The organism is Paenibacillus sp. H1-7, assembly GCF_022354825.1.
Lineage (GTDB): Bacteria > Bacillota > Bacilli > Paenibacillales > NBRC-103111 > Paenibacillus_S.
In genome coordinates, this window is sequence record NZ_CP031168.1 from 6,644,078 (window position 1) to 6,657,069 (window position 12,992).

At 53.0% G+C, this 12,992-nt stretch carries 11 protein-coding genes; 2 read left to right on the forward strand and 9 right to left on the reverse strand.

The features are described from left to right. The first annotated feature begins 98 nt into the window (after positions 1-98). Positions 99-1,142, forward strand: coding sequence for a LacI family DNA-binding transcriptional regulator (locus DVH26_RS29325; RefSeq protein ID WP_239628401.1), 1,044 nt, complete (start codon positions 99-101; stop codon positions 1,140-1,142). Positions 1,143-1,404: 262 nt separating this feature from the next. On the opposite strand, the gene DVH26_RS29330 is transcribed toward DVH26_RS29325, so the two are convergent. The 4 genes from DVH26_RS29330 to DVH26_RS29345 are packed head-to-tail and all read right to left on the reverse strand — an operon-like array spanning position 1,405 to position 4,960. Next, a complete protein-coding gene (locus tag DVH26_RS29330; protein WP_239628403.1) occupies positions 1,405-2,289 on the reverse strand; it encodes a metal ABC transporter permease in 885 nt (294 codons plus the stop codon). Next, a complete protein-coding gene (locus tag DVH26_RS29335) occupies positions 2,286-3,251 on the reverse strand; it encodes a metal ABC transporter permease (RefSeq protein WP_239628405.1) in 966 nt (321 codons plus the stop codon). Before DVH26_RS29335 ends, DVH26_RS29330 begins: the two co-directional genes overlap by 4 nt. Positions 3,252-3,257: 6 nt before the next feature. After that, positions 3,258-4,022, reverse strand: coding sequence for a metal ABC transporter ATP-binding protein (locus tag DVH26_RS29340; RefSeq protein WP_239628408.1), 765 nt, complete (start codon positions 4,020-4,022; stop codon positions 3,258-3,260). A gap of 26 nt (positions 4,023-4,048) precedes the next feature. Further along, the gene (locus DVH26_RS29345) at positions 4,049-4,960 is read right to left on the reverse strand and encodes a metal ABC transporter solute-binding protein, Zn/Mn family (RefSeq protein WP_239635530.1); all 912 of its coding nucleotides are present in this window, start codon (positions 4,958-4,960) and stop codon (positions 4,049-4,051) included. 393 nt (positions 4,961-5,353) lie between these two features. On the opposite strand from DVH26_RS29345, the gene DVH26_RS29350 reads away from it, so the two are divergent. Beyond that, a complete protein-coding gene (locus tag DVH26_RS29350) occupies positions 5,354-6,586 on the forward strand; it encodes an aminopeptidase (protein WP_239628410.1) in 1,233 nt (410 codons plus the stop codon). Between the two features lie 1,048 nt (positions 6,587-7,634). On the opposite strand, the gene DVH26_RS29355 is transcribed toward DVH26_RS29350, so the two are convergent. The 5 genes from DVH26_RS29355 to DVH26_RS29375 all read right to left on the reverse strand — a co-directional run bounded on the left by DVH26_RS29355 (position 7,635) and on the right by DVH26_RS29375 (position 12,975). Beyond that, positions 7,635-8,174, reverse strand: coding sequence for a hemerythrin domain-containing protein (locus DVH26_RS29355; protein ID WP_239628412.1), 540 nt, complete (start codon positions 8,172-8,174; stop codon positions 7,635-7,637). Positions 8,175-8,378: 204 nt separating this feature from the next. Continuing rightward, the gene (locus DVH26_RS29360; RefSeq protein ID WP_239628414.1) at positions 8,379-10,427 is read right to left on the reverse strand and encodes a peptidoglycan D,D-transpeptidase FtsI family protein; all 2,049 of its coding nucleotides are present in this window, start codon (positions 10,425-10,427) and stop codon (positions 8,379-8,381) included. Positions 10,428-10,450: 23 nt separating this feature from the next. Beyond that, positions 10,451-11,164, reverse strand: coding sequence for an HAD-IA family hydrolase (locus DVH26_RS29365; RefSeq protein ID WP_239628416.1), 714 nt, complete (start codon positions 11,162-11,164; stop codon positions 10,451-10,453). Between the two features lie 160 nt (positions 11,165-11,324). Beyond that, positions 11,325-12,482 carry a transglutaminase domain-containing protein gene (locus DVH26_RS29370; protein ID WP_239628418.1) on the reverse strand — a complete coding sequence of 386 codons (1,158 nt, stop codon included), beginning with the start codon at positions 12,480-12,482 and terminating at the stop codon, positions 11,325-11,327. Between the two features lie 70 nt (positions 12,483-12,552). Continuing rightward, positions 12,553-12,975, reverse strand: a complete 423-nt coding sequence (locus DVH26_RS29375) for a hypothetical protein (protein WP_239628420.1) — start codon at positions 12,973-12,975, stop codon at positions 12,553-12,555. Positions 12,976-12,992: the final 17 nt, after the last annotated feature.

Sequence of the window (12,992 nt, forward strand, 5' to 3'; positions counted from 1 at the left end):
GAACTAGTTTCACTTTAGTTTAACTTATCATTCACTTGCATCGGGGAAACGTGATACGATGGAAGAACAATCATCGGGATTACGAGGAGGGGGCGTATATGCCTGTCCGCAAAACAGTGACGCTGAAATCGTTGGCAAAGGAGCTCGGATTGACGGTACAGACCGTCTCCAAGGCTCTCAAGGGAAAGCCGGGGATGTCCGAAGCGACCCGCCAGCTGATCGTCCGGACGGCTGAACAAGCGGGCTACTACACTAGAGAGCAAATCCGCAGCCTGAGGCTGCAGCATATTGCTCCTTATCCGTTGGAGCGGCAGCGCTTCCTTCTTGTGCAGACCGAAGAATCGGTCAACTACAACCGCCTGCTGCTGGAAGGTCTGCATGAACGATTCGCTTCCTTCGGCCATCAGATCGATACGCTGCTGCTGCCCAAAACGATCGGCGAAAGAGCGATGGCGCGATGGCTTGAGGAGCATGAAGTACAATACGCCGACGGCATTTTTATAGCGCCGAGCATCGTGCCGAAAGCTTGGGAGAGACCGCTCTTCGAGCTTGCCATGCCGCGGATTCTGCTCAGCTTCCCTCCACCCGGAACGCGGCTTGATAGCGTCATTTGGGATGTGTACGAAGCAACGTACCAATCGGTCGCCTATTTGCGGAGCATTGGCCACTCGAGCATCATGTATGTCGGAGACATCCATGTACAGCGGGGGTTTGCTCTTCGCTGGCAGGCTTTTTGCCAAGCTATGAGCGAGTACGGCACAGCCGTCGATCCTGCGAAGCATTCGACGTCTCCGCGCCAATCGCACACGGATTGGCTGGAGGACTTGAAGGAGAAGTGGAGGCGCTGGAAGCCGACAGCAATCATTTGCGGCATCGACAGCGAGGTGCCGTTAGTGTACAAGCTCTGCTCGGAGCTTGGGCTGCGGGTGCCGGAGGATGTGTCGCTGATCGGCTTCCTGAACGAGCAGACCGGGAGCAGTCCCCTGCCGCCTTTTACACGCCCGCTTCTGCCGATCCGCGAAACCGGCTACCGTGCCGCAGACCGGATGCTGTGGCGGATCGCCAACCCTACGCTTCCCTTTGAGCATATCCGCATTCAATGCGAGATGCATATCGGCAGCACAACAAGGCCGGTCGATTGACCGGCCTCGAGCTTGTTGAGAAACCAAAGAAACTCGAAATTTGATTGTATACTCCGGTGGGATATGCCCCTCCAGCCGCTGTTGAATCCTGTGAATCGGATTAGACTTAGCGGTATTTTCACAGGTTTCAAAGGCGGACGTAAACTCCTCCCAGGCATATCCCCACCTACATATTACAAACATTTCGAAAAAACAAGGTTTCTACTAGAGCCTGGCAGTACGACAAGGCCGGTCGATTGACCGGCCTCTTTCTTATGTGCTGTTAAGCCGCTTCTTCCACCAAGCTGCGGCGCTGTTTCATTTTGCGCCATACGACGCCGTGTGTCGGAGAGAACAGCAGGGCGATAACGAACAATACTCCGGCTACCGATATCATGCAACCTGCAATCGATGCGTCAAGCAGCATGGATACGTAATAACCCGCCGTCGAGCTGATTACGCCGATGATCATGCTGTATACGATCATGACGCCCAGACGCTCAGTCAGCAAATAGGCCGTCGCTGCAGGCACTACGAGCATTCCGACAACGAGGATCGCGCCTACGCTTTCGAAGGAAGCGACGGTTGTCATGGACACCAGCCCCATCAGCAAATAGTGGAAGAAGGCTACGGGAATTCCTACCGCCGCCGCCATTGCCGGATCGAAGGAGCATATTTTGAACTGCTTGTAGAACAAGCCGATCACCGATCCGCTCAGAAGCAGCACTAGCCCCAGCGCCCATACCGCCTTAGGGCCGATCTCCATGCCCGCGAACGTTATCGTATCCCACGGAACGCGGATAATTTCGCCGTACAGCACGCAATCCAGATCGAGATCGACCTGCCGCGTATAAATGCTTACGAGAACGACACCGACGGAGAATAAGGCGGTAAACACAACCCCTATCGAAGCGTCGGATTGCACGCCGCTCTGCTGGAACATTTGGATTAAGAATACGGTGATCAAGCCGAGGATTGCCGCCCCGAGCATCATGAAGAACGAATCGCGGGAGCCGCTCAGCAAGAAGGCGATAACGATGCCCGGCAGCACGGAGTGGCTGATCGCATCGCCGATCATCGCCATTTTGCGGAGGACGAGAAAGCATCCGAGAAGACTGCAGGAGCAGGCCACCAATGCCGCCGTCAGCAATATCCAAAAGTCATTCATGCTTGCCCCTCCTTGCTTGGCTGCGCCGTCGTTTTGCCGATAGGTCTGACCGGACGGCTTTTCTCCTCCAGCACCGCCTTTTTCACCGATACCCGTTGAAGCACTTTTGCCAAAATGCCCCTTCGCGGAGCGAATACGACCGATACGATAAACAATGCCGTTGCCGCCAGCACGCTCAATGGGCCTGTCGGCATGTTGCTCGCGGTCGTGCTGATCAAGGTGCCGATAAACCCGCTGATCGCGCCGAACAGGCCGGACAATACGACCATCACGCCGAGCCGCTCCGTCCAATATCTTGCGGATACGGCGGGAGTAATAAGCAGCGCGGACATCAGCACCACGCCTACCGCCTGGATTCCCACTACAACGGCAACGACAATCAAGAACATGAGCAGCTGATCCAGAAAAGCTACCGGATAGCCGAGACCTTTGGCAAAGCCGGAGTCGAAGCTGAGCAGCTTGAACTCCTTGAACAGCAGCGTACATACAAGAACGAGCACAAGGGCTACAACCGTCATGATAACCACATCCGAATGAATCATGGATGCGGCCTGACCGAACAGAAACTTATCCAGACCGCTCTGATTGCCGCTCGACCCGTGCTGTATTTGCGTCAGCAGAACGATGCCGAAGCCGAAAAATACCGACAGCACAATACCGAGAGCAGAATCCTGCTTAATGCGGGAGTTTCTCGTCACGAACCCGACGCCGAACGTCGCGATCAGTCCCGAGATGGCAGCGCCGATCAAGAAGAAAAATATCGATTTGGAGCCGGTCAGCATGAAGGCGATACATACGCCGGGAAGTGCGGCATGAGCCAGCGCATCCCCCATCAGGCTCTGCTTACGCAGGTAGGCAAAGCTGCCGAGAACCCCGCTGCTCAAGCCTAGCAGGATGCTTCCGAGCAATATCCACTGCGCATTAGGATCGCGAAAAAGCTCCAGCAAGTTGAATCCTTCCATGCCGCCTCACCTCGCTGAGACGATGATCGATTCATCGTCGTGATTTAACATCGTCAGCCTGCCGCCGTATGTGCGCTGCAGCTGTTCCTTCGTAAAGATCTCTTCCGTCGGACCGATTCCCACCAGCTGCACATTGAGCAGCATGACCCAGTCGAAGTATTCCTTGACGGTAGCCAGATCGTGGTGGACGACCAGCACGGTCTTACCCTGTGTCTTCAGCTCGTTCAGCAGTGTAATGATCGCTTTCTCCGTCGCCGCATCGACGCCGACGAACGGTTCATCCATAAAGTAAAGGCGCGCGTCCTGGGCCAATGCCCGCGCCAGAAAAATCCGCTGCTGCTGTCCGCCCGACAGCTGGCTGATCTGTCTTCCCGCGAAGTCGGCCATGCCGACCTTCTCGAGACATTCCATCGCTGTCTGCCGCTCCTTCGCGCCAGGCCGCTTGAACCAGCCCAAATGCCCGTAACGTCCCATCATGACGACGTCCATAGCGCTCGTCGGGAAGTCCCAGTCGACCGATTCCCGCTGCGGGACATAGCCTACAAGCTTGCGCTGCTCCGCATAGGGCTTGCCGTAAATGCTCACTTCACCGGTTACGCGCGGAATGAGTCCCAACGCCGCCTTGATGAGCGTCGATTTGCCCGCTCCGTTAGGGCCGACGATCCCGATCAATTTCCCTTCGGGAATCTCGAAGGCGATGTCCCGCAAAACCGGCTTTTTCTGATAAGCTACCGTCATATTCGTTATGCTGAGTGGCGCTGCTTGTTTCATAGGATCTCTCCATCCTCTCCGCTTCTTTATTTCAGAGCTTTTACAATCGTATCGACGTTGTGGCGAACCATTCCGATATAAGTGCCTTCCGGCGTGCCTTCTTCTCCCATCGCATCGGAGAACAGCTCTCCGCCGATTTTTATTTCATGGCCTTGTTTTTTGGCCCCTTCGATGACCGCTTCAATCGATTTCTTCGGTACGCTCGATTCTACGAATACCGCTTTGATTTGATTTTTAACCAAATATTCACGAAGATCGCTCACGTCCTTGGAGCCGTACTCGGATGCCGTGCTGATGCCTTGCAGCCCCATCACCTTGATTTGATAGGCGTCGCCGAAATAGCCGAACGCGTCGTGGGCCGTTACAAGCACTCTCTGCTTCTCCGGAATCGAGGCGATTTGCTTCGTCGCGTAATCGTCAAGCTCCTTCAGCTGCTTGATGTAAGCTTCTGCATTGCTCTTGTAGTCGGCGGCATGTGCGGAATCGAGCTTGCTCAGCTCGTCGCGTACGACTTCCGTTGCCGAAATCCAGTGCTTCACATTGAACCAGATGTGCGGGTCATGGGACGCTTCTCCGCCCTCCCAGCCTCTCAGCTGCTTTTCGGGAATGTTCCGGGACACTGCCACAGTCGGTTTATCCTTGGTCATCTTCTCGAAAATTTCAATCATTTTGCCTTCCAGATGTAGTCCGTTATAAAAAATAATTTGCGCCTGCTCCAGCTTCTTGACATCCCCTTGAGACGCTTTGTATAAGTGCGGATCGACACCCGACTTCATCAGCCCGGTAACCTCTACGTGCTGTCCTCCGACCTGTCTTGTAATATCCGCAATCATTCCGATCGTGGTTGTAACTTTGATTTTACCGTTCGCCTGACTGCCGCTCCCCTGATTGCCGCATGCCGCCAGCGCTACTGCTACGGATAAAAAAAGAAGCGTCATAATAAACCTTCTGAACGATGAGATTGGCTTGCTTTTCACTTGAGCTCCACTCCTTTGGGTAGTATATGGTTATTCCCCTAAAAAGTTGACCGAGGCTCTAATTGTTTTCCTCATCAACTTTTGTTGCCCTGTACAATTTATTTTTATTATATACAAATTTGTTTCTCTAGTGCAACATTTATTCAAAAAAAATCCTTTTCACATTTTTGCCGCCCTTGTGAAGACGAGGACATATCTGTGCAGCACAAGTACGGCAAGCTCGTCCGGTCCTTGATTCAGGCGCCGCGTTACCTCGTTTTTCTGCCGCCTCGATTTATGCTTTGTTCAACTTGGAGTCTGCGTTGGTTTTTTGTTAAGATAAAGAAGGAAACCCATTCCAAAGGAGGCTTACTTATGACGAGTTTTGAAAAGCAGCTTCAGCAATATGCGGATATCATTGTGAATATCGGCGTGAATATCCAAAAAGGCCAGACTCTGGTCATCAATGCCACTATCGATGCGGCAGAGCTCGTCCGCCTTCTCGTCAAGAGAGCGTACGAAACCGGCGCCCACCACGTCAAGGTCAACTGGACGGACGATACCGTAACCCGTTTGCGCTACGACTTGGCTCCCGACGCCTCGTTCCTCGATGAACCCAAATGGTATGCGGCCGAGATGCTGGAGCTTGCGGAAAAAGGATTCGCCGTGATCAGCATCGTTTCGTCCGATCCGGATCTGCTGAAGGGCATACCGCAGGAGCGGATCGTCAATCATCAAAAAACCTACGGCAAAGCAATGGCCAAGTACCGTCAGTACATGCAGTCCGACAAATTCAGCTGGTGCGTCGTTTCCGTGCCATCCAAAGCCTGGGCTGCCAAAGTATTCCCGGGGCTTCCGGAAGAAGAGCAAGTCAGCAAGCTGTGGGACGCTATTTTCAAAACAGTGCGCGTCGATCAAGCCGACCCGGTCGGTGCCTGGGAGAAGCACATCCAAACCTTGAACTCAAAATCCGATTACTTGAACGCCAAAAAATACAAGAAGCTCCATTACATAGCGCCAGGCACCGATCTGGTCATCGAGCTGCCGGAAGGCCACATTTGGGTCGCCGCGGACAGCATCAACGAGCAGGGCAATGCGTTTGTGGCCAACCTGCCTACGGAGGAAGTGTTTACCGCTCCGCATGCAACCGGTGTACACGGCAAAGTGTCCAGCACGAAGCCGCTTAGCTACGGCGGCAACATCATCGACGGCTTCACGCTTACCTTTGAGAACGGCCGGATTGTTGACGTAACAGCCCAGCAAGGCGAAGACACGCTGAAAAATCTGATCGAAATGGACGAAGGCTCCCATTATCTCGGCGAAGTCGCGCTTGTACCGCACCAATCGCCTATCTCGCAGTCGAACATCCTGTACTACAATACGCTGTTTGACGAAAATGCTTCGAATCATCTGGCGATCGGAAGCGCCTATGCGTTCTGCCTCGAAGGCGGCAAGGGCTTGTCGCAGGACGAGTTGAAGGCAAGAGGTCTCAACACGAGCCTGACTCATGTCGACTTTATGATCGGATCGGCTGAGATGGATATTTTCGGAGTCACCGCGGACGGTACGGAAGAACCGGTATTCCGCAAGGGCAACTGGGCGTTCTAATTGGCGCCTGCTGATTTGAAAAAGAGCGGCTGCGTGCCGCTCTTTTATTGTTAAGAAACTATAGTAACTTGTAGTACGCATGGTAGTGTAAAAGGCTATGTCAACAACTACCCTCTCTGATGGGATAAGGGGTAGTCGATCGGACAAGAGATCGGCTATTTCGATGAAATACATCGAAAACGCACACGTATCGGACACAGATGCGCTTATTGAGCGATTTTTCGCTCAAAGCAAGCCGAATTTGTGCCAATAACGGAACCACGGTCCGATCCGTCCTCCTTTTCGGGCCTTTATGCACGAATAACGGAACCAATGTCCGATCGACCTACTAGGGGACATTTGATGCTCTTGAGTTTGAATGAGTAACCTTGTTCTCCCCTGAACCTTGCCTCCATAAAGATCGCCATGGTCGAAGCAAAGAGCGAGGCGGTGTGACAGAGGGGTAACCTTGGTTCTAACTATGGATTCTTCCAAAACAAGTGTACGGTGGGGCACAAAGCATTGCGGTCTGGCATGGAGTAACCTTGATCTGCCTTTTGCTCTTGACCAACCTTGCCCCCCATAGTCACCTTCTAATACATTCGCCATGGTCGAGGCACAGAGTATTGCGCTCTGATATGGAGTAACCTTGGTCTGCCTTTTGCTCTTGACCAGCCTTGTACCCCATAGTCATCTTCTAATACATTCGCTCTGGTCGAGGCACAAAGTATTGCGCTCTGATATGGAGTAACCTTGATCTGCCTTTTGCTCTTGACCAACCTTGCCCCCCATAGTCACCTTCTAATACATTCGCTCTAGTCGAGGCTCGAAGCATTGCGGTCTGGCTTGGAGTAACCTTGGTCTGCCTTTTGATCTTGACCAGCCTTGCACCCCCACGCACTAGCCATGAGCGTTCCAAAACGACACACCAGCCTCCCCCGCAAGCAACCGCAGCGCAACCGCAACATGCTTCTCCGGCACCGTACTACTCCTTCCCACCCATACAAAAACGCCACTACATAACGTAGTGACGCCATACCTGCATAAAATCATCGCCGCTGAACTCGACTCAGGAAAATAAAAAATCGATGTCGGTCAAAGCCCGATCCGTCAACGGAAATATAAACTGCTGCTCCTTCTCCAGATGTTCCTTCATGATGCGGCACGAGTGAGTCAAATAGGCTGCGGCCCGTTTGATCAGCATCGCGTCGGAATCCGGCCTCAGCGCATGCACGGCGCGGAAGAAGGAATTCATGTTATCCATAGCGAGTTCATGCTCTTTTTCCAGCATCCATAGCGACGGGACAATCGAAGGCTTATTGTGCTTGTGAAAATACACGTTCAGAAACGGATACAGCTCTCTTTCCTCCCAATCGGAGTGCTTTTGCAGCTCCTCCTGAAAAGCCGTCGCCCAGAGCCTCAAATGCAGCAGGCTTCCGATCGCCCTGCTCTTGTCCGTCTCCTGCTCCGCTTGAACCGATTGCTGCTCCATCTCGTCCAGCACCTGCATCAGCTCGGCGTGTTCTTCCTTCAAGCGGTCCACCAGCGCAGACAGCTCCGTAACATGAGCGCTTTCGGACTTCATTTGCGGCTTACCGTGCACCATCATTTTCCCCGCCTCCATGAACGAAAATATTGTATACTCTACAGATTACTACGCTCCCCCCTGTTTGTATGTGCGACTTATCACAACAATTTGGATCATTTTTTGCATCGGCGGCGAAAAAAAGAACCTCCGTTCGTAAGCAGCTTCTTCAAGCTGCGAACCGAACCGGAGGTTCTTTCACTATGTGCCAAGCCTGTCAGCCCAGCTCTATGGAGTTGGAGTGTTCGTATTAGTCGGCTTGCCCTTAGGCACCCCGTCTAGGCCGTACACTTGATCGTAGGCGTCAAACATTTTGCGCGCGATAGGCGCTGCATTCCATGCTCCGAAGCCGCCTTCCGGCACTACGACCGCAACGGCCAGCTTAGGCTTGTCCAACGGCGCATACGCTACGAACACCGCGTTATCGATCATTTTGCCGCCGACCGATTGAGTCGACGTTCCTGTTTTTCGCGCGAACTTGTAAGGGAAGCCGTCGAAGCCCTGCACGTTAACCTTTTCCATCCCTTTGATGATCGTATCCCAATAGGCTTTAGGGAATGTCGTTTCTTCGAGCACCTCCGGCTGGATTTGCGTCACCGGCTTGAAATCGTACGTCTCGATTTTATCGACCAAAATCGGCTTCATCTTTTTGCCGCGGTTCGCGAGCGTTGCGGCATACTGCGCCATCTGCAAGGTCGTATACTTCTCGTTCTGTCCCCAGGAGGCGAACACCATACGGGATTGGAGCGTTTCCTTCGTATTCGTCTTGAACTCGCTGCCCCCCGCGTACTCTCTCGGAAGCCCGCTGCCCGTCAGCACGCCGAGCCCGAACTTGTTCAAGTAGGACTCCCAAATATCTACGGATTTGGCGCCGCTGCGCATATAGAGCGCGTTGCCGATCATCGCCGACATGAACGTATTCGACGAATGCTCGATCGCTTCCGCAGCATTGATCGGTCCGTAAGCTTTCCGGTCGGAGTTCGTCAGCTTGGAATTGTTGTCCTTACCGTACGTGAACACTCCCGTATCGTTATACGGTGTATTGACCCCGAACAATCCTTCGTTCAAGCCGACCAGCACGGACAAAGGCTTAATGATCGACCCTACATACACGATGGAGGTAGGATGGTTTTTCAGCTCGTTCTCGGGGTAGTCCGGGTAAGCCGTCGTAATTGTCCCGTTGTTGATGAACGGCTGGATGTCGTTGTATTCCTGGGTAGAAATCCCCCCGCTCCATACGTTCGGATCATAATCGGGCATGCTCGCCATAGTAACGACGCGTCCCGTGTCGACTTCCATCGCTACGGCGTATCCCGCTTTGGCATACGGCGCGTACCCGTACCGGTTATTCCTCGCGGCCGGAGACTTTGCTTGCGCCAACTGATCGATAATCGCCTGCTCGGTTACTTGCTGGATGTCTTTATCGATCGTCAAAAATAAGTTATTGCCCTTCTTAGGCGCCTCGATCGACACTTTGCCGATAATTTTTTGCGAGGCGTTGACCGGGTAAGTTTTCATCCCGTTTTTGCCGCGCAGCTCCTCCTGATACATCAGCTCGATGCCGTCGTAGCCTACATCCTCGGTATCGAGATATCCGGTTGTATTGTCTTTGTTTTTGTAGAAATCAAGCCCGTTCTTAGGCTCTCTCGCTCGGGAGAAAGGCCGCATATAGCCGATCAATTGCACGGCGATTCTCTCATTGTCGTAGGTGCGGATACTTTCCTCCATGATTTCCAGCCATTTCATTTCGTCGCGATGCTCCAAAATATAGGCGATTTCCTTCTCGGACAAGCCGGATTTGATCCGCCGCGGCACGAAGGAATAGCTTGGAGACGTGGTCGAATTTTTTTCCAGATCGTATCCGACGTCCATTTCTTTGATAATATCGGCGGCCGTCAGGTTCGATTTCGGCGACTCGTTATACAGCTTGAACAATTCCTCCAGCCGATGGGCCAGAGCGATGACTTCTTCTTTTTTCTGATCGGTTTCCATACGGAAATATAAGGACTGGGTGGAGGAGGTAAAAGCGAGCGGGTACCCTTTGCTGTCAAAAATATTGCCGCGGATCGGCGCGATCGGCGTATCCCGCTTCGTGTTCATCGCTTCCTCAGCCTTCAGCTCTTTGCCCTCGACGAATTGAAGTATAGCTAAACGGACGATAAGGACGGAAAACAAAAAGAATGTGCAAAAAAACAATAAATTTATGCGGACGGTAAAATGACGCCGCTTATTTTTTTCATGTTGCTGCGGGTCATCCGTGGACATAGATTTTCTCATGATGCGACAGCTCCTTTAACAAATTACGCGAGCAGCTCGTGCAAGGAATGAATGCCTGTGCCAGAATGATAATCGTAACGCTTGATCTTCACTGCGTCAATCCCTGCCTGATTCGGCGCCCAAATATCGTTCAGATCGTGATCCCCTACATACAGCACGTCGGAAGCCGCTAACCCCGATTGCTCGAGAGCCAAATGAAAGATCGCCGGATCCGGCTTTTCCAGCCCTACCAGAGTAGAGACGATGACAGGATCGAAGTAGTGCAGTATTCCTTTGAGCTCCAGAATCGTCGGCAGCGTAGCCGCGAAGTTCGAGATAATGCCGAGGCGTAAGCCCCTCTCGCTCAGCTTGGTGATGCTCTCTTTTACGTCGTCAAACAGCTGGTATGGCTCCGGTCCTGTGAACAGATCGTACATGCCGTGGCAGCACTCGTGAATCTGATCCTCCGTCCAGCGCTCCTCATGAACGCCCAGCTTTTCCAATATATAATGATACAGCTTCATCCAAAAGGCGCGGTCCGACTCCGGCGTGCATACGGCGAAAGGGTCGAGCTGCTTACCGTAATAAAACAGACGGAACGCTTCGGTAAACAGCTCTCCTACCTGCTCTTCCCCGCGCTGCAGCGAACGGCTCGCCAGAAACTGCTGCATAATAATCCTCGATGCCGGAATCGTCATCAGCGTATCCCCTACATCGAAAAACACGGCTTTATATGTTTCAAGAGGTTTAGGCAACATGATCAGCTTACTCCTTCACAGACTCATGCGAGTTTCATCAACTGCATGGTTTTGCTATAATCCAACAATTTTCGCGGATGTTCACTATTGTGTAGTTTACCACATTTCACCCCAAAGAGAAAAAGCCGGCCATCCCATGCAGAGACGACCGGCTTGCAATCTAAGTTTCGCGTATATGCGTTTCGTTAAAGTTCGGCGGATTGAACCAGTTCCCGCCGCTGGACACCCAGGTGGAATCGAGCGGAACCCATTGCTGCGTTTCCGATAAGTAAACCTCGTTCCATGCATGAGGCCCATAGCCCCCCCGTCCGTCATAGCCGAGTCCGGTAACGACCTTTACATCCAGGCCTATGGAACGGGCCATCACTGCGTACAACCGGGAGTAGTCGATACACACACCCTTTTTCGTGGCAAACGTTTCGTCGGGCGTCTGCTCCTTCCAAATCCGTTTTGTCTCGTACAGCGTCACTTTGTCCCAATCATATTGGACGCGGGTTCCGACCCAGCGGTACAGCAGCCGCGCCTTCTCCTCGTCGTTCCCGCCTTTGGCCGTTACTTCCTTGGCGGCCGCTGCAATGTCGTCCGGGATTCTGGCATCCAGCACCTCGTACTTGCGCTGCAGGATGTTGCTGAACTCCTGCTCGACCGCCCGCGTAAATACCGGCAGCGAGCTGGCCAGGAAATCCCCGGTCACCGGCTTAATCACCTGATTGGCGCCTTTCTGGTACAGGCCCGAAGCCTGGATGTAATTGGCGGCAGGCGTCTGCGGAAACAGCGTAACGGCGATGAAGAGGGCAGCGATGATCAGCAAGGCTCTTCCCGCGCCGGTCACCATGCCGATGATGCCACCAAGCACACTGCTGATAAACGACGGCCCCCCTCTGCGGCGAGAATCCTCATTCCGCAGCGAGTCCGCTACCCAGCCGTCCATGATCGGATCGATAATGCGGCACAGCACCTGCTTGACGATACCGTACCCTAACACGAACAATATGCCGTACCGCAGCAGAGAGAAGTCTCTCATCCCTGTCATCAGCGTATAATACAGCTGCTTGAACCATCCTAGCTCCTCGTCGGGAATGTCGAGCGGCAGCGATGCCAGCCAGGCTTGAGCCTGCGGAGACAGCCAGGAGGCCAGCTTCCAGGCAAGCAGGAGACTGAGAACGGTCGCTACGGCTTCCGCAACCATCAGCATAAGATGGCGCGCTGAGGAAGAGGCTCCGCGCAGCATGCCCTGGATGGCGGACATCGCCAGCGTGACGACCAGAATGATCGTTATCCAATTCACGGTTTCCGCCGCGTCCATCAATCCGTTCATGCTCTCACCTCTTTCGACTTTGGCTCAGCACGGGAGCGTGCTCGGCTTCCTTTTAGACTCCTGATAGCCTCTACATTTTGGTATTCATTTTGGCTTGCTCGATCAAAGCATTGACGACCTCATCCATTTTCATCGTGAACGTCTGATTCATGAAGGTGACTTTAACCTCGTTGGAGCCGGGATTTCCTTCCAGCTTCAAGCTTTTGGTCGTAACGGTGAACGTGCCGTCCGCATTTTGCTTGTACTGCGCTTCCTTCATTTCCCCGGAAATGGTCTTGATCGCCTGGTTCTTCACCTCGGCCGTTACGGCGGTTCCGATCTCCAGCAGCTGATCTTTATAGTTGGCGCCGTAAAAAAACAACCCCGCCAAAATCGCCAGCACGAGGATCCACTTGATGACCGTCTTTACAATCTTAATGACAACGAATAACACGACAATGGCGGCTACAATGATAAACCAGCGCTCCTGCAAAAACGGTACGATAAAATCCAACTTCCATCTCTCCCCTT

Excerpts from the sequence above, each read along its gene's own strand:
- DVH26_RS29360 (WP_239628414.1), bottom strand. The coding sequence starts at position 10,427 with ATGAGAAAATCTATGTCCACGGATGACCCGCAGCAACATGAAAAAAAT.
- DVH26_RS29350 (WP_239628410.1), top strand. The coding sequence starts at position 5,354 with ATGACGAGTTTTGAAAAGCAGCTTCAGCAATATGCGGATATCATTGTG.
- DVH26_RS29365 (WP_239628416.1), bottom strand. The coding sequence starts at position 11,164 with ATGTTGCCTAAACCTCTTGAAACATATAAAGCCGTGTTTTTCGATGTA.
- DVH26_RS29325 (WP_239628401.1), top strand. The coding sequence starts at position 99 with ATGCCTGTCCGCAAAACAGTGACGCTGAAATCGTTGGCAAAGGAGCTC.
- DVH26_RS29330 (WP_239628403.1), bottom strand. The coding sequence starts at position 2,289 with ATGAATGACTTTTGGATATTGCTGACGGCGGCATTGGTGGCCTGCTCC.
- DVH26_RS29345 (WP_239635530.1), bottom strand. The coding sequence starts at position 4,960 with ATGACGCTTCTTTTTTTATCCGTAGCAGTAGCGCTGGCGGCATGCGGC.
- DVH26_RS29335 (WP_239628405.1), bottom strand. The coding sequence starts at position 3,251 with ATGGAAGGATTCAACTTGCTGGAGCTTTTTCGCGATCCTAATGCGCAG.
- DVH26_RS29370 (WP_239628418.1), bottom strand. The coding sequence starts at position 12,482 with ATGAACGGATTGATGGACGCGGCGGAAACCGTGAATTGGATAACGATC.
- DVH26_RS29355 (WP_239628412.1), bottom strand. The coding sequence starts at position 8,174 with ATGATGGTGCACGGTAAGCCGCAAATGAAGTCCGAAAGCGCTCATGTT.
- DVH26_RS29340 (WP_239628408.1), bottom strand. The coding sequence starts at position 4,022 with ATGAAACAAGCAGCGCCACTCAGCATAACGAATATGACGGTAGCTTAT.